A 19,704-nucleotide genomic window follows, 5' to 3' on the forward strand; every position below is an offset into this window, starting at 1 on the left:
GCCTGTCACGCCGCCAGCAGCGCGCGCTCGTCGGCTGCGTTCGCGGTTACCGCCATGACATTGCCGGCAGCGACGACGCTGCCGAAGCGCACCAGTGTGAAATCCTCGGCGCGGCCGGTATTCCCACGCTCGGTCAGCACGCTGAGCGGCCGGCCGAGGCGGGCGTCGAGATGCGCCGCGTGGGCTGCTGCCGCCGATGCGCGCAAACGGGCCGCCCGTTCGGAAACGATCTCGCCGCAAAGCTGCGGCATGCGCGCGGCTGGCGTGCCGGGGCGGGCCGAATAGGGGAAGGCGTGGACGAAGCTCAGGCCGCATTCGGCGATCAGGTCGAGCGAGCGGGCGAACATCACCTCGTCCTCGGTCGGGAAGCCGGCGATCAGATCGGCGCCAAAGGCAATGTCCGGCCTCAAGCTGCGCATCTCCGCGCAGAAACGGATCGCGTCGTCGCGCCCGTGGCGGCGCTTCATGCGCTTCAGAATCAGGTCGTCGCCAGCCTGAAGCGAGAGGTGTAGATGCGGCATCAGCCGGCTTTCCGTGGCGATCGCCTGGCGCAGATCGTCATCGACCTCGACGGCGTCGATCGAGGACAGGCGCAAGCGCGGCAATTCGGGAAGCGCGCGCAGGATCGCGCGGACCAGCCGGCCAAGCGTCGGCGCGCCGTCCAGATCGCGGCCATAGCTCGTCAGATCGACGCCGGTCAGGACGATCTCGCGCGTGCCGGCCTCCGTCAGCCGGCGGCATTGCGAGACCACGGCCTCGAGCGCAAGCGAGCGCGAATTGCCGCGGCCGAAGGGGATGACGCAGAAGGTGCAGCGGTGGTCGCAGCCGTTCTGCACCTGTACGAAGCCGCGCGTCTGCCTGGGCGAGCGGCCGCTTTCGACTGAACCCAGCATGCTCTGCGCCATGATGTCGCCAACGGCGATCTTGTCGGCGGCATCACCGTCCGGGGCGGCGGCGAGGCTGTTCGAACCGGCGAGGTCCGCCCAGGTGGCGGCCCGCATCTTCTCGGCATTGCCGACGACGCGAGCGGTTTCCGGCATCGCGGCGAAGCGCTCCGGCTCGATCTGCGCGGCGCAGCCAGTGACGACGACTGGCCGGCCGGGTTGCTCGCGCCGGAGCCGGCGGACGGCCTGGCGCGTCTGTCGCGTGGCCTCGGCCGTCACCGCGCAAGAGTTGACGATGGCGATGTCGGTGAGGCCGGCGGCCTGCGCCTGACGCCGCATCGCCTCGCCCTCGACGATGTTGAGGCGGCAGCCGAAGGTGACGACCTCCAGCGCCATCAGGCGGCGGTTTCGAACAGCTCGGGCGCGAGCGTGCCCTCCCATTCGAACTCCACCGGCCCGGTCATCAGGACATGGCCGTCGTTCTCGCGCCATTCGACGGTGAGATCGCCGCCGGGCAGGCTGACGACGGCCTTGCGTGCCGAAAGCTCGCGCCGGACAGCCGCGACCAGCGCCGCGCAGGCGCCCGAACCGCAGGCCTGGGTGATGCCGGCCCCGCGCTCCCACACGCGCAGGACGATGTGGTCTGGCGCCGTTACGGCGGCGAGCTCGATATTGGCGCGATCAGGGAAGATAGGGTGGTTTTCGAGGAGGGGGCCGATCTGCTCCAGATTGAAGCGGTAGGGATCGTCGACAAAGAAGACGGCGTGCGGGTTGCCCATGTTGACGGCACAGGGCGTGTGCAGGATCGGATCGTCGATCGGGCCGATCTGGAGCTCGAAATGGGCGGTATCGTGGAACGGCTCGGCCAGCGGGATTTCGTCCCAAGCCAGCCGGGGTGCGCCCATGTCGACGGTGAAGACGAGATCGCTCTCGCGCCTCGCCGGCAGCAGGCCGGCCCGGGTCTGCAAGGTCAACAGCGTCTTGGCGGAAGCGCCCATCACAGGGTCGGCCAGCATCGCCCAGGCGACACAGCGCGTGCCGTTGCCGCAGGCGCCGGCTTCCGAACCATCGGTGTTGTAGATGCGGATGAAGGCATCCGTGCCCGGCGTCAGCGGATCGTGCAGCACCATGAGCTGGTCGAAGCGGGCGCGGGGCTCGGCGGCGATGGCACGGGCTTCGCCTTCGCTGACGCGCAGCCTGGTGCCGCGCAGGTCGAGCACGGTGATCTGGTTGCCGAGACCGTTCATCTTGAGGAACCGGCGATGAGCCAGGGCGTTCATTCTGTCACACATCCCATGAAGTGCGGCTCCAGAGCAGGGTACGAAAAAGTGGAAACCGATTTTTCGCGGATATCCTGCTCTAAATCATTGTTCGCAGAGACGGATTCAGATTCCAGGTCCATCCATACCAAAGTCATCCGGCTCTATGACGGAGGCGACGTGAAAAAGCCACCCTCGGGGTCGTTCCTTGGCGTAAGTGGACATTCTATGTTGCGCCGCAAGGGCGCGAATCGCTTTCGGTGAGCAGGACGGTGACAATGCGGCATTCCCGGATTGCTGTTGTGGCGGTCGCCGCCCTGTTGGGTGTTTCCGTGGTCGCGACCGCCCAGACACGGGTCGCGCCACCGACCGCCGTCGAATCGGCGCCGCTGGCGCCTCCGCCGGGCGCGGCTGTGCCGGTCCAGGCCCAGCCTGCGCCGCTACCTCCCGCGCCCGTGCCGGATGTCGTGCCCGGCCCGCAACCCGTCCAGCCGGCACCTGCGCCGCAGAGGCCTGTGACGCCCGAGCCAGTGCAGCCCGCGCCGACGCCGCAGGTGCCGCTCGAGCCCCAGCCGGTGCAGCCGCCTCCGAGCCTGCCGCCTCCGACCTTGCCCGCTCCTGGGCCGGTCCAGCCCGTCCAGCCGCCGACCCAGCAGCAGACTGGCGCACCCGATGCCAATGCGACGCTCGCCGGCAAGCGCGGCGATCCCAGCGATGTCGATCCGGTGCTGCTCGTTGCCAAGCCTGTACTGATGCTGTCCGGCTCAGCCAGTTGGGACGAGGGCTTCAAGCGCCTGACCGAGAGCTTCCGTATCCTGCGCCAGGAAGCGGCGAGGGCGCAGCTTCCGGTCGCGGGCAGGCCGCTGACGCTGTTCCTCGAAACGGACGATCATGGCTTCCGCTACGAGGCGATGCTGCCGGTCGGCCAGGGGCCGGCGGGCGACAGGGCATCGAGCTTCGGCAACGGCGTTCGTCCGGGGCTGACGCCGGCGGGGCCTTCGCTGCGCTTCGTCCATGTCGCGCCCTATGACGACATCGATTCGACCTATGAGACGATCACCGCCTATCTCGAAGCCAAGAGCATCACCGTGAAGGACGCGTTCCTTGAGGAATATGTCGGGGATCTCACCGATCCGGCCGATCCCAATCTCGAGATCAACGTCTACGTCCAGCCGCGATAGGGCCGATCAGGCTGGGTAGCTCAAGCCTGCCAGCTCAGGCCGGGCCGCATCGGTCTGAAGCGGTCCTCGGGCAGGCCGGCCTGCGCCAGCGCGGCGGCAAGTGCGGCCGGGGGCCGCTCGATCCCCTCGTCGGTGAGTTGAAAGGTGCCCCAGTGGTGGCCGAGCGCCTGCTCCGCCCCGAGCGCCAGCATCACCTTGACCGCCTCGTCCGGGTTCATGTGGTTGTCCGACATGAACCAGCGCGGCTCATAGGCGCCGATCGGCAGCACGGCGAGCCGGAACGGCCCGTGCTCGGCGCCGAGGCGCTCGTAGAGCGAGCCGTCATGATAGCCGGTGTCGCCGACATGGAAGATTTTCGTGCCGGTAGCCTCGATCACAAAGGAGCACCACAGCGCCATGCGCCGGTCGAAAGCGCCGCGCGCCGACCAGTGATAGCTCGGTGCCAGCGTGACCGAGACGGCCTCCGACAGCGCAAGACGGGCCTGCCAGTCATGCGCCTCCGCCGCGGCATCGGGGATACGAGCCCTGACGATGGTGTCATTGCCGAGCGGCATGATCATGCGCGGTCTGTCGCGCTCGTGCAGCCTTGCCAGCGTCTCGATGTCGAGATGGTCGTAATGGTTGTGGGTGATCAGCACGACATCGATGCGCGGCAGGTCGTCGAAAGCGACGCCGGGTTCGTTCACGCGCCGGGGCCCGACGAAGGAGAATGGGCTCGCCCGCTGCGAATAGACCGGGTCGACCAGCAGGTTGAGCCCGGCGACCTGATAAAGGAACGAGGCGTGGCCGAGATGGACGATGCGAACGCCGTCGACGCTGGCCGGCGGCGCATCCTGCGGCGGTGCCGGATAGCGCTCCGGAAAGGCCTCGCGCTCGCGCTTCGAGGTTTGCCATTTCAGCACGTCCGCAAGGCCCTTGGTCACCGGCCTGCCGTCGGTGAAGACAAGGCCGTTGAAGTTCTCGGTCACCGGCCCCTGATAATAGGGGTTGCGGGAGCGCGAGATCGCGGCCCAGGCGGCTCCGGTCGAGCCGAGCAGGGCGGGGATACCGAGAAGGGAGAGCAGCTTGCGACGGTTCATGCGGGAGAAGGTGGGGCTTCACTCCCTGCGGTCAAGGCCGCGCGCCTTCACGGTCGCTTGACGGCGGTGGCGTGCAGCCAGCGCGTCGGCTCGCCATCATAACCTCCGCCCCAATCTTCGATGAGATCGAGCCTCTGCCAGCGATCGACGCCGTAGGCGTCTTTCAGCCAGTCCGACGAGGGATAATTGTAATAACGGCCGAACCTGTCGCGGCCCTCGTCGGTGCCGGCCTTGAAGCTGGCATAGAACACGCCGCCCGGCTTCAGCGCGGCGTGGATGCGGGCAAGGATGCCTGGCAGTCCACTGCGCGGAACATGCAGCAGGCAGGCATTGGCAAAGACGCCGTCGAAGGCCGCCTGCGCGTCGATATCCTCGAAGAGCAGGACTGCGACCGGCCTGCCGAGGCGCTCGCTCGCTTGTGCGGCGAGTTCGGGCGAGCCGTCGGTCGGCACCAGGTCCAGCCCGCGCGCCAGCAATTCGACGCTGTCGTGGCCGCCGCCGCAGCCGAGTTCGAGCACGCGGCCGCCAGCGGGGAGGGCTGCGGCAAAGGCCGCGATCCGCGCGTGCTCGGCCTCGCGCGACCGGCCGGCATAGGCCTGCGCCTCGGCGGCGTAGAAATCGAGGGTGGCAGGGTCGCGGGCGGTCATGCGGTCACGCCTGTGATCAGCGCGTACCGGAGCGGATCGCGACCGTCGCGATGCCGGCGCCGATCAGCAGGGTGCCGCCGGTCTTGTTGATGACGCTCAGGGCGCGCGGGCTCTTCACGACAGAGCGGGCGCGCGAGGCGACCAGCGCATAGCCGAAGGCGTTCGCAGCCGCCAGGGTCACGAAGGTCGCCTCGAAGATCAGCATCTGCGTCCAGAAATCGGCTTTCGGGTCGAGGAACTGCGGCAGGAAGGCGACGAAGAAGGTAATGCTCTTCGGGTTCAATGCCGTCACCAGCCAGGCATGGCCGAGCATGGTCCAGGGTGAGACCGCATCCTCGCGCGGTTTGGCATCGAGCGTTCCGCCGGCGCGGAACAGCTTGATGCCGAGCCAGATCAGATAAGCGGCGCCGACCCATTTCAGCGCCGTGAACACGGTCGCCGAGGCTGCCAGCAGCGCGCCGACGCCCAGCATGGAGAGCGTCATCGCGGTGAAGTCGCCCAATGCCACGCCGGCGGCGGTCGGCAGCGCCGTACGCCAGCCCTGGCCGAGCGCATAGGAGATGACCAGCAGGATGGTCGGGCCAGGGATCACGAGCAGGACGGCGGTGGCGGCGGCGAAGGCGGCCCAGGTTTCGAAGGTCATGGCGGACTCCGGGGTATCGAATGCCGCCGAGCCATCCCCAGGCGCGGACGTTTGTAAAGGGGGCGTCCCTACCCTGGCCGGGCGCTAACGCGGCTGCGCCCGGTTCGAGCCGAAATAGCCCGCTGGGCCAGCCGACATTTCGATACGCTTTTCCGGCTCGCCTGCTACGACGAGCGCCCACCACGCGCGGTATTGCGTCTGCGGGTCCTTGGCGAGGGCAATGCCGAAGCGCGTCGCCTCCTTCATCCGCAGATTGGCGTCGTGGCCGCCGGAGGCACGCCAGCCGGCGAAGGCTTCCTGCGTCGAATAATAGCCGCCTCCGAGGTTCTCGGCTGCGCGGGCGGCGTCGAGCCCCGCCGCGTGCACGCGCGAGGCGAAATTGCCTGCGGCATCATGCGAGAGCGCGTTCGCTTTCGCCATCGCGTCGGCCTGGCGCTGGGCCATCGCCGTCAGGACGGGATCGAGCCGGACCGGGCCGAGCCCATGACTGGCGCGATAAGCGTTGAAGATGCGGCCGGCCTCGGCAGGATCGAGCGTGACGGCGGCCAGCCGCTCGATAGCACGCGGATCGAGCGGCGTGGTGCGACGCGGCTCGCCGGCGCAGCCTGCGAGCATGGCGACGAGCGTGCAGGTCAGGGCGATCGCAGGTCCGTTCATCGCGTTGCTGCCCTCTTGTCCACGCCACGTCGCGCCGAGCACGCAAACCACCGAAACATGGCGGGACTATCGCGAATCCGTGGAGGTGGCTGGCATATGCATTGTTAAGGCGCGATATGCCAGATTTTCAGTAACGCTCTGCCGAGCTGACAGCGAATCTGGGCCACGATGGCGCTTGAGATACGACTAGCGGAGATTCTCGGCTCGCTGAGCCGGGCGCTCGACCTCACGGAAGGCCAGCCGCCGGGCCACTGCGTCCGCTGTTGCTGGATCGGCGTCAATATTGGTCACACGCTTGGGTTGTCCGATGTCGATCTTCGTGATTTGTACTATATGCTTCTGCTGAAAGATCTGGGTTGCAGCAGCAATGCGGCGCGCATCTGCGACCTCTATCTCGCCGACGATCTCGCCTTCAAGAAAGACTTCAAGCTGCTCGACGGCAGCCTGCCGCAGGTGCTGCGCTTCGTCTTGTCCCATACAGGTGCCCATGCCGGACTGGCCGAGCGCTTCCGCAGCGTGATCAACATCCTCCGCAATGGCGGCGAGATTGCGCGCGAGCTGATCGAGACGCGCTGCCAGCGCGGTGCGGACATTGCCCGCCAGATGCGATTCTCGGACGGCGTCGCGTCCGGCATCCTCGATCTCGACGAGCATTGGGACGGTGGCGGCAAGCCGCTCGGACGGGCCGGCGAATCCATCTCGCTCTCTGCGCGGATCGCTCTGCTGGCGCAGGTCGTCGACGTCTTTCATTCTGCCAGCGGGCCGGACGCCGCGCTGGCCGAGGCCAGCAACCGCTCGGGTCAGTGGTTCGATCCGGCCGTCGTGGCGGCGTTCGTCACGGTCGCGCAGAGCAAGCGCTTCTGGACGATGCTCGGCCGCGACGATCTTGAAGCGCATGTGCTGGCGATGGAGCCAGGGCAGGAAAAGGCGCTGGCGGACGAGGATTATCTCGACGACATCGCCCAGGCTTTCGCGCGCGTGATCGACGCGAAGAGCCCGTTCACGTCCGGGCATAGCGAGCGGGTCGCGGTGTTCAGCGACATGATCGCGGAGGAAATGGGGTTCGACGGCCGGCGCCGGCGCTGGCTCCGGCGAGCGGCGCTGCTGCACGATGTCGGTAAGCTCGGCGTCAGCAACAGCGTGCTCGACAAGAACGGTAAGCTCGACGAGGCCGAATGGCAGGCCATGCGCGGCCATGCCGGGTTGTCGGAGGCGATCCTGTCGCGCATTTCGGCCTTCGCCGATCTGTCGAAGGTCGCCGGCGCCCATCACGAGCGCCTCGACGGCAAGGGCTATCCGCGCGGGCTGACGGGCGAGCAGATCGAGATCGAAACGCGGATCGTCTCTACCGCCGATGTCTTCGATGCATTGACGGCGGACCGGCCCTATCGCGCGGCGATGCCGATCTCGAAGGCCCTGGCGATCCTTCGCGAGGGGATCGGCTCCTCGCATGATCCTCTCTGCATCGAGGCGCTGGAACGCGCCCTCGACCGGGCCGCGATGGCCGAGGCAGCGTGATGCGCGCCCCGCCTGTTCAGCCGCGGCCGCCGGCGATAACGCGGCAGAGCGCATCCCGGACATAGCCTTCAGGGGCGACCTGCCCGGCCTGCACGACGAAGACGGCATCGACGCGCGTCGCCGGTCCGCTCTGGCGGGCGGTGACGCGCAGATGCTGCGGCCGGCCCGAGCCGCTGGTCTCCTGGATCGCAACGACGGAGCTCGTGGCGTTGTCGACACGGATGCCGGCGAAGCCTTCGGCCGCGACGGCTGCCGCCAGATTCTTCAGGACGGCGGCGGGAGCCTTGCCCTTGATCAGGTCCCAGCTGCGATAGGTGATCCCTGTCACCATCGGCACGCCGTCGGCCTTGAAATTGCCCGGGCAGGCCTGCGCCATCGCGGGCGCGGCGCCCAGCACGGCTGCGGCAATTCCGAACAAGCAGTTCTTGACGGCTTTGGTAGTCATCGTCGATCTCCGGCTGGACAAGGGGCGTCGTGTATAGCGTAGCTGCGAGAGTGCTCAAGTCTTGGGCATCTCGCGAGCGGCCGGGCAGCCTTGCCGGCTGCAATCTTGACTTTCGCCACATTCTCCGGCTTTAACCCGGCCATCCGTTTCGCCGACATCGTCGAGACCGCATCCGCCGACCGGGCCGCTTCACGCTTCATGAGCCCGGAGGTCAACGCCCGACAGCGCGTCCGCGCCCTCGGGCGCGAAACCGTTTGGCGGCAAGGTCGAGAGGGTGGCGGCTTCCTGAGGCAAGCAAGCAGGTCCGCATGTTCGGCACTCTGAGCGACAGGCTATCAGGCATCCTCTCGGGCCTGACCCGCAGGGGTTCGCTGACCGAGGAGGACGTCAACGCCGCGCTGCGCGAGGTGCGCAAGGCGCTGCTCGAGGCCGACGTCGCGCTCGAGGTCGTGCGCTCCTTCACCGACAAGGTCCGCGAGCGGGCCGTCGGCTCGGAAGTCCTCAAGTCGATCACGCCCGGCCAGCAGGTCATCAAGATCGTCAACGACGCGCTGATCGACATGCTCGGCGGCGATGGCGAGGGCATCACCTTCGATGCGGTGCCGCCGGTGCCGATCCTGATGGTGGGTCTGCAGGGTTCGGGCAAGACGACCTCGACCGCCAAGATCGCCAAGCGCCTGACCGACCGCAACAAGAAGCGCGTCCTGATGGCCTCGCTAGATACGCGCCGCCCGGCCGCGATGGAGCAGCTCGCCATCCTCGGCAAGCAGGTCGGCGTCGAGACGCTGCCGATCGTCGCCGGCCAGTCGGCCGTCCAGATCGCCCGCCGCGCGATCGAGGCCGCCAGGCTCGGCGGCTATGACGTCGTCATGCTCGACACCGCCGGCCGCGTCACGCTCGACGACGCGTTGATGGCCGAAGTCGCCGAGGTGAAGGCGGCGACGAACCCGCATGAAGTCCTGCTGGTCGCCGACGCGCTGACAGGCCAGGACGCGGTCAACACGGCCCGCGCCTTCGACGCCCGCGTCGGCCTGACCGGCATCGTCTTGACCCGCATGGACGGCGACGGGCGCGGCGGCGCCGCGCTCTCGATGCGTGCGGTCACCGGCAAGCCGATCAAGCTCGTCGGCACGGGCGAAAAGATCGACGCGCTCGAGGATTTCCATCCCTCGCGTGTCGCCAACCGCATCCTCGGCATGGGCGACATCGTCGGCCTCGTCGAGCGCGCGGCCGAGACGATCGACGCCGAGCAGGCGCAGGCCGCGGCCCAGCGCATGGCCAAGGGTCAGTTCGATCTCGCCGACATGCGCATGCAGTTGATGCAGATGGAGAAGATGGGCGGGCTCGGCGGCGTGATGGGCATGCTGCCCGGCATGAAGCAGATGCAGGGCCAGCTCGCCAGCTCCGGCGTCGGCGACAAGATGTTCAAGCGCATGATCGCCGCGATCGACTCGATGACGGCAGCCGAGCGCAAGAACCCCGATCTGCTCAAGAACAGCCGGAAGAAGCGCATCGCGGCCGGTTCGGGCACTTCGGCGGAGAACATCAACAAGCTGCTCAAGATGCATCGCGGCATGGCCGACATGATGAAGACGATGGCCAAGCAGAAGGGCGGTATGCTCGGCAAGCTCGGCAGCATGTTCGGACTCGGCGGCGGAGGACTCCCCGCCGGCATGCCGGACCCGTCGAAGATGGATCCAGGCCAGCTCGCCGAACTGCAGAAGCAGCTCGGTGCGGGCGGCGGCATGCCGCCCGGAGGTTTTCCGGGGCTGCCCAAGGGCGTCACTCCGCCTGCCGGGATGATGCCGAAACTACCTGGGTTCGGCGGGATGCCGGGCAGGGGATTGCCGGGGCTTGGGGGCTCCAATCCCTTCGGAGGCAAGAAGAAGTGACCAAGCCTACAGAAATGCGCGTCGGCATGTTCGACGTGTTCAAGCAGGTCAAGGCGCGTCTCGACGACGCCAACCTGTCCTATGAGACGTCGTCCTATCGCGACGACGCCTTCTCCTTCTTCGTGCATGCGCCGGGAGAATACTGGGAGATCGATGTTCTCGAAGATGGATCCATCGATCTCGAGATCTTCACCTCGACCGGCATGAAGGATGATCCCTGGGCCGCCATCGACCAGTTGGTCGACGACAACAAGCCCTGATTTTTCACCCAAACAGACACTGCAACCAAGCACATCTGCCAACCCAAGGAAGAACCAGAATGTCCCTCAAGATCCGCCTGACCCGTGGCGGCGCCAAGAAGCGCCCGTATTACCGCATCGTCGTCGCCGATGCCCGCTCGCCGCGCGATGGCCGCTTCATCGAGAAGATCGGCTCCTATGATCCGATGAAGGCGAAGGATTCGGCCGAGCGCGTCGTGCTCGACCTCGAGAAGGCCAAGGACTGGCTCGCCAAGGGCGCCCAGCCGACCGACCGCGTGCTGCGCTTCCTCGATGCCGCCGGCCTGACCAAGCGCCCGGCGCGCAACAACCCGAACAAGGCCGTTCCGGGCGAGAAGGCCAAGGAGCGCGCCGAGAAGAAGGCCGCCAAGAGCGCTGCCCCGGCCGAAGCCGAGGCGTGATGCCGGTCGAGACCCGCGATATTCGTCGTCATTGTCGGGCTTGTCCCGACCGTCCACGCCTTCGCTGGTCGCGACCTCTGTTCAAGACATGGATGCTCGCCACAAGGGCGGGCATGACGGGGGCGGCTGCCGTCGCGAACCCGAGGGCCTTGCGCCATGGCTGCTGACGACACGCTCGTCCTGCTCGGCGTCATCGGCGCTGCGCATGGCATCAAGGGTGAGGTCCGCATCAAGGCCTTCACCGGCGATCCGCTGGCGATCGCGGATTACGGCCCCTTGTCCGACGACAAGGGGCGGTCTTTCGAGATCGCCGAGATCCGCCCCGCCAAGGAGGTGGTGGTCGCCCGGCTGAAGGGCATCACCAGCCGAGAGGCGGCCGAAAGCCTGAACGGCGTGCAACTCTTCGTGGCGCGCGACAGGATTCCCGCCCCCGACGACGAGGACGAGTTCCTGCAGGCCGATCTGATCGGTTGTGCCGTCATCGGCCCCGACGGCGAGACGCTGGGCACGGTCACCACGGTTGCCAATTACGGGGCGGGGGACCTGCTCGACATCGCCCTGCCGGACGGACGCTCTGTCCTGATGCCCTTCACCAAGGCCTTCGCGCCGCGCATCGATATCGCCGCAAGGCGGATCGAGGCCGTTCCGCCCGAGGGCCTGTTCGAGGCTGACGATGACGAATGAGCTGCCCGCGCGCGAGGCACCCGTCCGCGCCCTGATCTTCGACATGGACGGCACCATCGTCGACAATATGCGCTTTCATGACGACGCTTGGGAAAGCTGGCATGCCGGTCACGGCCTGCCGTTCGACCGCGCGATCTTCTTCACCAACACGGCCGGCATGGCCGTCGGGGAGGTCGTCGGCCCGCATTTCCCCAACGCCGACGCGGACGAGGTTGCGCGCCTCGCCGAGGCCAAGGAAGCGCTCTATCGCGAGACCTACCGTGCGCATGTCACGCCACTCGCCGGCCTGCTCGCGCTGATGGACCGGGCCGATGCGGCGGGAATCCCGATGGCGGTGGCCTCCGCCGCGCCGCCGGCCAATATCGATGTCGTTCTGGACACGCTCGGGCTGCGCTCGCGCTTCGCCACGATCATCGCGCCGAGCCAGGGCTTTCGCGGCAAGCCGCATCCCGATCTGTTCCTTGGCGCGGCCGAGCGCATGAAGGTCGAGCCCGCGAGTTGCCTCGTCTTCGAGGATGCGCCGCTCGGTGTCGAGGCGGCGCGGCGCGCCGGCATGCGCGCGGTCGCGATGCTGACCATGCTCGGTGCGGATGCTTTCGCCGCCTATGACAACATCATCGCCAGCGCGGCCGATTTCGTCGCGCTGGACGGGCTGCCGGCGCTGCGCTTCTCTGCGGCATGAGCTTCCGCGCCAGCGTCCTCACGCTTTACCCCGAGATGTTTCCCGGTCCGCTTGGCGTCTCGCTGGCGGGGGAGGCGTTGCGCCGGGGACTGTGGTCGCTGGAGACGCACCAGATTCGTGATCACGGCATCGGCCGGCATCGCAATGTCGACGACAATCCGGCCGGCGGCGGCGCCGGGATGGTGCTGCGTTGCGACGTGCTGGGCGCTGCCATCGACGCCGCCGTTCCGCCCGACGATATGCGCCCGCGCCTGCTGATGTCGCCGCGCGGACGCCCGCTCATGCAGGCGCAGGTGCGCGAATGGGTGGCGGGCGAGGGCGTCGTGATCGTCTGCGGCCGGTTCGAGGGCGTCGATGAGCGCGTGATCGAGGGGCGCGGGCTGACAGAGGTCTCGATCGGCGATTACATCCTGTCGGGTGGCGAGATGGCGGCCATGGTGCTGCTCGACGCCTGCGTCCGGCTGATCCCCGGCGTGATGGGCAAGGAGCTTTCGGGCCAGGACGAGAGTTTCGAGAACGGCCTGCTCGAATATCCGCATTACACGCGGCCGCGCGAATGGGAGGGCCGTGGCCTGCCCGAGGCGCTGCTGTCCGGCGACCATGCCCGCATCGCGAAATGGCGGCGGTCCGAGGCCGAGCGCATCACGCGCGAGCGGCGGCCAGATCTGCTGAAAGAGTCCTGAGCTCTGTCGGTGCGTCATGCTCGGGCTAGACCCGAGCATCTCCTGCCTGCGATTCTCGGTCTGCGCTTCGCTTCGCCCGAAAATGACGCAGTGTCACGGATGGGCCGTCACGGGCAGCCTCTCTGCCAACCAGCCGCCCGGCCCGAGCATGCCGCCGCGCACCGCCACGATCTCGCGCCAGCCGCGTCCCGCGAGCTTGTCGCGTAGTGACGAACTCAGCCCGCCGCTGCGGTCGATCAGGGCGATGCGCTTTCCCGGATGGTCGAGCCGCAGGCCCGCCAGCCTGACCTCTAAGCCCGACGTCTCGGCATCGAGCGCGATTGCGCCCTGTGGCAGGCCGGTGTCGCGCCATTCCTCGGGCGTGCGGAGGTCGAGAAGGAGGACGGTGCCGGTTCGCACGGCATCATGGGCCTCGCGAGCCGACAGAGAGGGCGCGCCCTGTCCTGAAACGAAAGTGGCCGGGAGCGTGAAGCTCCCGGCCAGAAACAACCGTCGCGGCAGGCCGCGCGCGCTCATGCGTCTGTCAGCGCAGTTCGGCGCAGAAGCGCTGGATGCGGCGGCAGGCCTCTTCCAGCTTCTCGTCGGAGGTGGCGTAGGAGATGCGGAAGTTCGGGCCGAGGCCGAACGACGAGCCATGGACGGCAGCGACGGCTTCCGTCTCCAGGATGCCCATGACGAGATCCTCGTCGGTCTCGATCACCTTGCCGTTCGGCATCGTCTTGCCGATCAGGGCCGAGCAGTCGGGATAGACGTAAAAGGCACCCTCCGGCTTCGGGCAGACGAGGCCGCGGGTCTGGTTCAGCATCGAGACGACGAGGTCGCGGCGGCGCTCGAAGGCCTTCTTGAAGACGGGCAGATGGTCCTGCGGACCGTCCAGCGCCTCGACGGCTGCCCATTGCGAGATCGCTGAGGTGCCCGAGGTCTGCTGGCCCTGGACCAGGTCCATGGCGTTCATCAGGGCCTGAGGGCCGGCCGCGTAGCCGATGCGCCAGCCGGTCATGGCGTAGGATTTCGAGACGCCGTTCATCGTCAGCGTGCGCTCATAGAGACCCGGCTCGATCTGGGCCGGCGTGACGAACTCGAAGTCGCCATAGACGAGGTGCTCGTACATGTCGTCGGTCAGCACCCAGACATGGGGGTGGCGCATCAGCACGTCGGTGAGCTTCTTCATCTCGGCGCGGCTGTAGGCGGCGCCTGACGGGTTGGACGGCGAGTTCAGGATCACCCATTTGGTCTTCGGCGTGATCGCGCGCTCGAGTTCCTCCGGCTGGAGCTTGAATTCGTTCTCGATCTTCGTCTCGGCGAAGGTCGCGGTGCCGCCGCAGAGCGCGACCATCTCGGGATAGCTGACCCAGTAGGGCGAGACGCAGATGACCTCGTCGCCCGGGTTCATCGTGGCGAGGAGCGCATTGTAGATGACGTGCTTGCCGCCGGTCGAGACGATGGTCTGGCTCGGCTTGTAGTCGAGGCCGTTCTCGCGCTTGAACTTGCGGGCGACAGCCTCGCGCAGCTGCGGGATTCCGGAGACCGGCGTGTATTTCGTCTCACCACGGCGGATTGCGGCGATGGCCGCTTCCTTGATGTGGTCCGGCGTATCGAAATCGGGCTCGCCGACCGAGAGCGAGATCACGTCCTTGCCCTGCGCTTTCAGGTCGCGCGCCTTCTGCGTGATAGTGATGGTCGCAGACGGCTTCACACGCTTCAGGGCGTCGGCAAGAAAGGCCATGGGACTGTTCTCCGGGGCGGAATGGGCATGCGCCGCGGCTGGCGCGCGGGTGGTTTAGGGCGCATGGCGCCCCATCGCAAGCAAGAGTGCTTGATCGGTGGCAGAAGCGATGTGAATTTGAACCGGAGCGAGGGGGCAACCGGCGAGAGCGAGAGGCGATGTCGGAGGGCTGGATCCGCAAGCACTGGTTCCAGCTCTGCGTCGCAGGCTTCATCGGGCTGTGCTTCCTCTATGGCCTCGGCCGGGCAGGCTGGTACCGCTTCGTCACAGCGAAATCCGTCCAGCCGGCGCAGACCGATACCTGCGCGATGGGGTCGATCGATGTCGCGGGGTTCCGCAATCTGGTCGCCCGCATCGACGGCGAGGGCGAGAGTGGGGGTGGCGGTTGCGGCGGGGCGGACTCGCCGGCCTCCTGCCTCGAAGCGCTGCTGAAAGCGCGCATCGACAGCTATATGAGCGTCGCCGGCCCCGACATGGTCGGGCGGATGATGGCGCTGCATGCCGTGATGCGCGCCAACAAGGCGGTGCTGCTGTCGCAGACGACCGTCCCGCCACGCCCGACGCCGCGCTGGCAGATGTCCGAATCGTATCGGAAGGCATTTCCCGAGCGTGTCGAGGCCCCGCTGGTGCGGCGCCTGGAGCTACGATAGCGGCCGAACCGGCCTTCCGACCGGGCTCTACGGCATCGCCGAGGTGGCGATCACGCTGTCGGACCCGGCCCTGCGTTACCCGCAGGATTCCGATGCCGGCGCCGTGGCCGAGGAAATCGACTATACCGAAGCGGCGTGGAGTTCCCGCCGGCCCCGTGAAGGGCTGATACCGCGTGCGGGGCCGTCGCTCAGCGCGGATTCGGTCTATGAGCTGACCTCGCTATGCCCGAAGCGGCCGGCCTGGCTCGATGTGCCCGCGCAGCGCACGAGCCCGCCAGCCGGCGGCAACGTGGCGCCGCGAAGTGCGCTCGAGCTGCTACGGGAGGTCGAGCGGATGCGAACGAAACCATGATGCGCGCCAGACTGGCCGGAAACGTGCATGGTGCTTCGCCAGGCTGAGGGGCCCTCCATCAACCGCGCTTCGACGCGCAGAAGGCACCGCGTGAAACTCAGGATCGGCTACGAGCTCGACTATGACTTTCCGCAACCGACACCGCTGATCTTGATGCTTAACGTGCATTTCAGCCGGGTCTCGGACCTCGAAACGCCCGACCATATGCGCATCCGGCCCTCCGTGCCGGTCAGCGCCTATCGCGACGGTTTCGGCAACTGGTGCACCAGGCTGCTCGCGCCGCAGGGGGCGATGCGGATCACGGCCGATGCGATCATCTCCGACAGCGGCCTGCCGGAGGCCTTCGATCGGAGCGCCGGTCAGGTCCCCGTCGAGCGCCTGCCAGAGGAGTGCATCGTCTTCCTACTGGCGAGCCGATTCTGCGATTCCGACCGGCTGCTCGATCTTGCCTGGCAGTTGTTCGGGCATACGCCGCCCGGCGCCGCGCGCGTTCAGGCGATCTGCGATTTCGTCAACCAGCGCATCACCTTCAATTATAACGATGCCAGCGTGACGCGCACCGCCTCCGACGCCTATCGCGAGGGCCGGGGCGTCTGCCGCGACTATGCGCATCTCGCCATCGCCTTTTGCCGGGCGATGAACATCCCGGCGCGCTACTGCACCTGTTATCTCGGAGATGTCGGCACGCCGCCGCCCTGGCCGCCGGGCGATTTCGCGGCGTCCTTCGAGGCCTATCTCGATGGCGGCTGGCAGATGTTCGACCCGCGCAACAACGTGCCCCGCATCGGCCGCGTGCTGATCGCGCAGGGACGCGATGCGGCCGATGTCGCCATCGCCACGACCTTCGGGCCGAACACGCTGACGGGGTTCAGGGTCTGGACCGACGAGGTGGTCGAGGGGTGACGGCGCATTGGGGCATTCCGCCCTCATCCTGATGAGCGCGCAGCGGCGTCTCGAAGGATGAGGGCTCGGGAAGTCTCGAATCGCCTGTCAGCCCCTGAAAGGCCTCCCGGCATCCGGTTTCTTCGTTCGCAGCGGGGTCTTGCGCTTCAGGCCCTTGCTGGTGGCATCTGGCCCCGGATCGGCCGCGAGTTCCGCATCCGGCGGCAGTGTTGCGACAGGCGCCGTCCTGGCGGGCTTTGGCGCTGCGGTCTCAGCGGGGTCGAGCGTCCTGAAGCGGATCATTTCTTCTTGGGGCCTGCCGCCTTGGCGACCACGGCGGCGAAGCTCGCAGGTGCCGCGGCGGTTGCCTTCGGCTTGTCCTTCTTGGGCTTCTTGGCTTCGCGATTGCTGCGTTGTTCGCCTTTTGCCATTGTCGGGCTCCCTGGGTTGAGCGGCGCGTCATCGCGTCGCCTGGTGATCATCGGCTATGCGTCGGGCCGAGCCCGGATCGTGCTCGGCGCGCTATCGCTGAAGGTCGATCATGGGGCGGCTTTCGCCTGCCGCGGCCGGCCCGGCGGAGGCCGAGTCTCATCATGTCGAAGCAGAAGGTGAGCCTAGGACAGAGCCAAGGCGGGCGCACGTGCTTTCTTGCGGTTGGCTGTGCATGGCACCGTAGCTTCGATTGCGCCTTCGCCTGATGTTTCTGACCGCGGCCGCCGTCCAGCGGCTGCGACCGTGACAGGGGAAGCCGCGCCGGTTGAGCCGGCGCGCGAGATCGGCGTCATCCTCGATCCCGGCCGACTGCAACTGGTCGATCAGGGCCCAGGCCGCGTCCTGGAGGATGGCGGCGAGATCGCGGTCGAGCTGCCGTGGGATGCGTGGCGCCATTGCGTGCATTCCGCCCTAGTGCACGCCCTTGCCGAAGCTCGGCTCGACCGCGTTGGGCGAGAGCATCACGACATTGGCGTGGCCGCCCTCGAACAGGGCGAAGCGCATGGCGGTCTTCTTGTCGCGGAAGATGCCTTCCGCCTGGCCTTCGAGATCACGGGCGACCCAGAAACCGCCCTGCGAGCGGCCGACCAGGAAGAGATGGCTCGTGCCGTCGGGCCCGGGCTGGAAAGAGCGGGATTGGCCCATGTCGCGTCGCGCGCTCAGAGCTGGGGCAGATGCAGCCAGGCGCGCAGCGCGATCACGCCGGCGGCAACGCACAGGAAGACGGCGAGCATCGCCAGTTCGGCGCGCAGCGAGCCGGACTTGTCCGTGCTCGCGCTGCGTGGGGCCCGCAGGGTGCAGTAGACGGCGCGGGCGCGCCGGAGCTGACGGTTATGGGCGGGGTCGGCAAGCATGGTCATGAAAACCTCCATCGTTGCGGAGGGTGTAGGTCCGGTCGCCGTAAGCGCGCGATGTGGAAGAAGCCGCCAAGCGTAAAGCGGCCATAAAACGGCAGGCTTGCCTGCGCCGGGCGCGCCTGTCATGGCTCGACGGAGATGGAAATGCTCGGCGCCAGCCCCACGCAGATCGCGATCTATGTCGATGCCGACGCCTGCCCGGTGAAGCCGGAGATCTTCAAGGTCGCCGAGCGCCACGGACTGCGCGTCTTCGTCGTCGCCAACAGCTACATGATGCTGCCGCGCGAGCCCTGGATCGAACGCGTGGTCGTCACGGGCAGCTTCGATGCGGCCGATGACTGGATCGCGGAGCGGGTCTCGCGCGGTGCGATCGTCGTCACAGCCGACATTCCGCTCGCCGATCGCTGCATCAAGGCCGGCGCCGAGGTCATCGGCCCGACGGGCAAGCCCTTCACCGAGGCCTCTATCGGCATGGCGCTGGCGACGCGTGACATGATGGAGGATCTGCGCGCGATGGGGACCGCGACCGGCGGCCCGAAGCCGTTCTCGGCCAGGGACCGCTCGGCCTTCCTGCAGGCGCTCGACCTTGCGATCCAGAGATTGAAGCGGGCGGGCTTCGTCGCGCGCTGAACGCGACACGCTCCGCCAAGCGCCTTTCGGAGAATGCTTCTCTGTAGGCCTTTGATTCCGCATCGGCTTTCTGCCGAAAACTGCATTCCACTTTTCAGGCCGATGTTCTAAAGCTCGCGCCAAGCCTGTCGCAGATCGGGCCGCCCGGGAGGAATTTCATGTCGTTGACCCGCCGCTCCACGCTCGGCCTGATGGCCGGTGCCGTCCTCGCTCCGTCGCTTGTCGCGGCGCAGAGCTTCCCTGCCAAGCCGATCACCATCGTCGTGCCGTATCCGGCGGGCGGGCCGACCGATGCCATCGCACGTTTCGTCGCGCAGGATCTTTCGGGCTCGATCGGCCAGAACGTGCTGGTCGACAACCGGGCCGGTGCCTCGGGTGCGGTCGGCACGCGTGCCGTGGCGCATGGCACGGCCGATGGCTACACGATCATCTTCGGCAACAACCAGACGCATGGAAACAACATGTTCCTGCTGAAGGAGCCGGGCTACGACGCGGTCAAGGATTTCGCGCCGCTCGCCGGGGTCGGTGCCTTCGAGCACGCCTTCGTCGTGCGCAACGACCTCCCGGCCAAGAACATCAAGGAACTGATCGCGCTCGCAAAGGCCGATCCCGACAAGCTCAATTACGGCTCGACCGGCGTCGGCTCGGGCTCGCATCTCGCCATGGAGCTGTTCATGGCCCGCACCGGCATCAAGATGACGCATGTGCCCTTCCGCGGTGCGGCGCCGCTGGTGCAGGAGATCATCGGCGGGCGCATCGACATCGCCAATTCAACGTTGCCGAGCGTGCTCGAGCAGATCAATGCCGGGACCCTGCGCGCGCTCGCCCTGGCAAGCCCGGAGCGCAATCCGCGCGCCAAGGACATCCCGACCCTGCGAGAGCAGGGCGTGAGCAATGCTGACGCGGATTCCTGGGCTGCCTTCTTCGCGCCGGCCGCTACGCCCGCGCCGGTGCTGGAGACGCTGTCGAAGGCGATCCTGGCCTCGCTCGCCAAGCCCACCGTCACCGAGCAGATCCTGAAGCTCGGCTTCACGATGAAACTGCGCGACCCGGCCGCGTTCCGCCCCTATCACCTCCAGGAAATCGCGATCTGGGAAAACATCATCAAGGCGGCCGGGGTGAAGCCGGAATAGTGCAGGGCCGGCACGGCCTGCACGCGCGCGGCGGGATGGCCATCTTTAA

General features: G+C 67.4%; 26 protein-coding genes. 13 read left to right on the forward strand and 13 right to left on the reverse strand.

All coding sequences use genetic code 11. The features are described from left to right. Nucleotides 1–5: 5 nt before the first annotated feature. On the reverse strand, nt 6–1,280 hold the full coding sequence (gene mtaB, locus C8D03_RS17680; RefSeq protein WP_108048171.1) for a tRNA (N(6)-L-threonylcarbamoyladenosine(37)-C(2))-methylthiotransferase MtaB: 1,275 nt from the start codon (nt 1,278–1,280) through the stop codon (nt 6–8). Further along, nucleotides 1,280–2,164: a diaminopimelate epimerase gene (dapF, locus tag C8D03_RS17685; RefSeq protein WP_108048173.1), complete on the reverse strand. Its 885-nt coding sequence runs from the start codon at nt 2,162–2,164 to the stop codon at nt 1,280–1,282. Before dapF ends, mtaB begins: the two co-directional genes overlap by 1 nt. Nucleotides 2,165–2,445: 281 nt before the next feature. On the opposite strand from dapF, the gene C8D03_RS17690 reads away from it, so the two are divergent. Beyond that, complete coding sequence (locus C8D03_RS17690; protein ID WP_108048175.1) at nt 2,446–3,324, forward strand: GyrI-like domain-containing protein; 879 nt, start codon at nt 2,446–2,448, stop codon at nt 3,322–3,324. A gap of 20 nt (nt 3,325–3,344) precedes the next feature. On the opposite strand, the gene C8D03_RS17695 is transcribed toward C8D03_RS17690, so the two are convergent. From C8D03_RS17695 to C8D03_RS17710, 4 genes are all read right to left on the reverse strand, one after another. After that, nucleotides 3,345–4,403, reverse strand: a complete 1,059-nt coding sequence (locus C8D03_RS17695) for an MBL fold metallo-hydrolase (protein WP_108048177.1) — start codon at nt 4,401–4,403, stop codon at nt 3,345–3,347. A gap of 47 nt (nt 4,404–4,450) precedes the next feature. Then, entirely contained in the window at nt 4,451–5,050 is a 600-nt protein-coding gene (locus C8D03_RS17700; RefSeq protein WP_108048179.1) for a class I SAM-dependent methyltransferase, read from the reverse strand. A gap of 16 nt (nt 5,051–5,066) precedes the next feature. Next, nucleotides 5,067–5,693 carry a LysE family translocator gene (locus tag C8D03_RS17705; RefSeq protein WP_108048181.1) on the reverse strand — a complete coding sequence of 209 codons (627 nt, stop codon included), beginning with the start codon at nt 5,691–5,693 and terminating at the stop codon, nt 5,067–5,069. Between the two features lie 84 nt (nt 5,694–5,777). Beyond that, on the reverse strand, nt 5,778–6,350 hold the full coding sequence (locus C8D03_RS17710; RefSeq protein ID WP_146170220.1) for a CAP domain-containing protein: 573 nt from the start codon (nt 6,348–6,350) through the stop codon (nt 5,778–5,780). Nucleotides 6,351–6,518: 168 nt separating this feature from the next. Here C8D03_RS17710 and C8D03_RS17715 point away from each other — a divergent pair, with 168 nt between their 5' ends. Next, nucleotides 6,519–7,868 (forward strand): HD-GYP domain-containing protein, encoded by a 1,350-nt coding sequence (locus C8D03_RS17715; RefSeq protein WP_108048185.1) that lies wholly within the window; start codon nt 6,519–6,521, stop codon nt 7,866–7,868. Between the two features lie 16 nt (nt 7,869–7,884). On the opposite strand, the gene C8D03_RS17720 is transcribed toward C8D03_RS17715, so the two are convergent. Continuing rightward, nucleotides 7,885–8,313 (reverse strand): hypothetical protein, encoded by a 429-nt coding sequence (locus C8D03_RS17720; protein ID WP_108048187.1) that lies wholly within the window; start codon nt 8,311–8,313, stop codon nt 7,885–7,887. Nucleotides 8,314–8,621: 308 nt separating this feature from the next. Here C8D03_RS17720 and ffh point away from each other — a divergent pair, with 308 nt between their 5' ends. From ffh to trmD, 6 genes are all read left to right on the forward strand, one after another. Continuing rightward, complete coding sequence (gene ffh / locus C8D03_RS17725; protein WP_108048189.1) at nt 8,622–10,205, forward strand: signal recognition particle protein; 1,584 nt, start codon at nt 8,622–8,624, stop codon at nt 10,203–10,205. After that, nucleotides 10,202–10,465, forward strand: coding sequence for a hypothetical protein (locus C8D03_RS17730; protein WP_068180739.1), 264 nt, complete (start codon nt 10,202–10,204; stop codon nt 10,463–10,465). Before ffh ends, C8D03_RS17730 begins: the two co-directional genes overlap by 4 nt. A 59-nt stretch (nt 10,466–10,524) precedes the next feature. After that, nucleotides 10,525–10,884: a 30S ribosomal protein S16 gene (gene rpsP / locus C8D03_RS17735; protein WP_108048193.1), complete on the forward strand. Its 360-nt coding sequence runs from the start codon at nt 10,525–10,527 to the stop codon at nt 10,882–10,884. Nucleotides 10,885–11,040: 156 nt separating this feature from the next. Then, nucleotides 11,041–11,568, forward strand: coding sequence for a ribosome maturation factor RimM (gene rimM, locus C8D03_RS17740; RefSeq protein WP_108048195.1), 528 nt, complete (start codon nt 11,041–11,043; stop codon nt 11,566–11,568). Beyond that, nucleotides 11,558–12,250, forward strand: a complete 693-nt coding sequence (locus tag C8D03_RS17745; RefSeq protein WP_108048197.1) for an HAD family hydrolase — start codon at nt 11,558–11,560, stop codon at nt 12,248–12,250. Before rimM ends, C8D03_RS17745 begins: the two co-directional genes overlap by 11 nt. Beyond that, nucleotides 12,247–12,933 carry a tRNA (guanosine(37)-N1)-methyltransferase TrmD gene (gene trmD / locus C8D03_RS17750; RefSeq protein WP_108048199.1) on the forward strand — a complete coding sequence of 229 codons (687 nt, stop codon included), beginning with the start codon at nt 12,247–12,249 and terminating at the stop codon, nt 12,931–12,933. Before C8D03_RS17745 ends, trmD begins: the two co-directional genes overlap by 4 nt. Before the next feature lie 93 nt (nt 12,934–13,026). Here the strand turns inward: trmD and C8D03_RS17755 are convergent, their stop codons facing one another. Together C8D03_RS17755 and C8D03_RS17760 are read right to left on the reverse strand one after the other, a co-directional pair. Further along, nucleotides 13,027–13,449: a rhodanese-like domain-containing protein gene (locus C8D03_RS17755; protein WP_108048201.1), complete on the reverse strand. Its 423-nt coding sequence runs from the start codon at nt 13,447–13,449 to the stop codon at nt 13,027–13,029. Nucleotides 13,450–13,456: 7 nt separating this feature from the next. Then, the gene (locus C8D03_RS17760; RefSeq protein WP_108048203.1) at nt 13,457–14,659 is read right to left on the reverse strand and encodes a pyridoxal phosphate-dependent aminotransferase; all 1,203 of its coding nucleotides are present in this window, start codon (nt 14,657–14,659) and stop codon (nt 13,457–13,459) included. Nucleotides 14,660–14,817: 158 nt separating this feature from the next. Here C8D03_RS17760 and C8D03_RS17765 point away from each other — a divergent pair, with 158 nt between their 5' ends. The 3 genes from C8D03_RS17765 (at nt 14,818) to C8D03_RS17775 (ending at nt 16,564) form a co-directional block, all read left to right on the forward strand. After that, a complete protein-coding gene (locus C8D03_RS17765) occupies nt 14,818–15,309 on the forward strand; it encodes a hypothetical protein (protein WP_108048206.1) in 492 nt (163 codons plus the stop codon). Further along, complete coding sequence (locus C8D03_RS17770; RefSeq protein ID WP_108048208.1) at nt 15,269–15,661, forward strand: hypothetical protein; 393 nt, start codon at nt 15,269–15,271, stop codon at nt 15,659–15,661. The genes C8D03_RS17765 and C8D03_RS17770 overlap by 41 nt, the downstream gene beginning before the upstream one ends. 90 nt (nt 15,662–15,751) lie before the next feature. Then, nucleotides 15,752–16,564 carry a transglutaminase-like domain-containing protein gene (locus tag C8D03_RS17775; RefSeq protein ID WP_108051794.1) on the forward strand — a complete coding sequence of 271 codons (813 nt, stop codon included), beginning with the start codon at nt 15,752–15,754 and terminating at the stop codon, nt 16,562–16,564. Nucleotides 16,565–16,842: 278 nt separating this feature from the next. On the opposite strand, the gene C8D03_RS26995 is transcribed toward C8D03_RS17775, so the two are convergent. The 4 genes from C8D03_RS26995 to C8D03_RS17790 form a co-directional block, all read right to left on the reverse strand. Continuing rightward, on the reverse strand, nt 16,843–16,974 hold the full coding sequence (locus C8D03_RS26995) for a hypothetical protein (RefSeq protein ID WP_282568601.1): 132 nt from the start codon (nt 16,972–16,974) through the stop codon (nt 16,843–16,845). 160 nt (nt 16,975–17,134) lie between these two features. After that, complete coding sequence (locus C8D03_RS17780; protein ID WP_146170221.1) at nt 17,135–17,431, reverse strand: hypothetical protein; 297 nt, start codon at nt 17,429–17,431, stop codon at nt 17,135–17,137. Between the two features lie 15 nt (nt 17,432–17,446). Beyond that, nucleotides 17,447–17,680, reverse strand: coding sequence for a hypothetical protein (locus C8D03_RS17785; protein ID WP_108048212.1), 234 nt, complete (start codon nt 17,678–17,680; stop codon nt 17,447–17,449). Between the two features lie 14 nt (nt 17,681–17,694). After that, the gene (locus tag C8D03_RS17790) at nt 17,695–17,895 is read right to left on the reverse strand and encodes a hypothetical protein (protein ID WP_146170222.1); all 201 of its coding nucleotides are present in this window, start codon (nt 17,893–17,895) and stop codon (nt 17,695–17,697) included. Between the two features lie 141 nt (nt 17,896–18,036). Here C8D03_RS17790 and C8D03_RS17795 point away from each other — a divergent pair, with 141 nt between their 5' ends. Next, complete coding sequence (locus tag C8D03_RS17795; RefSeq protein ID WP_108051796.1) at nt 18,037–18,522, forward strand: YaiI/YqxD family protein; 486 nt, start codon at nt 18,037–18,039, stop codon at nt 18,520–18,522. Nucleotides 18,523–18,680: 158 nt separating this feature from the next. Next, nucleotides 18,681–19,655, forward strand: coding sequence for a Bug family tripartite tricarboxylate transporter substrate binding protein (locus tag C8D03_RS17800; protein WP_108048216.1), 975 nt, complete (start codon nt 18,681–18,683; stop codon nt 19,653–19,655). Nucleotides 19,656–19,704: the final 49 nt, after the last annotated feature.

Source organism: Bosea sp. 124 (genome assembly GCF_003046175.1).
GTDB lineage: Bacteria > Pseudomonadota > Alphaproteobacteria > Rhizobiales > Beijerinckiaceae > Allobosea.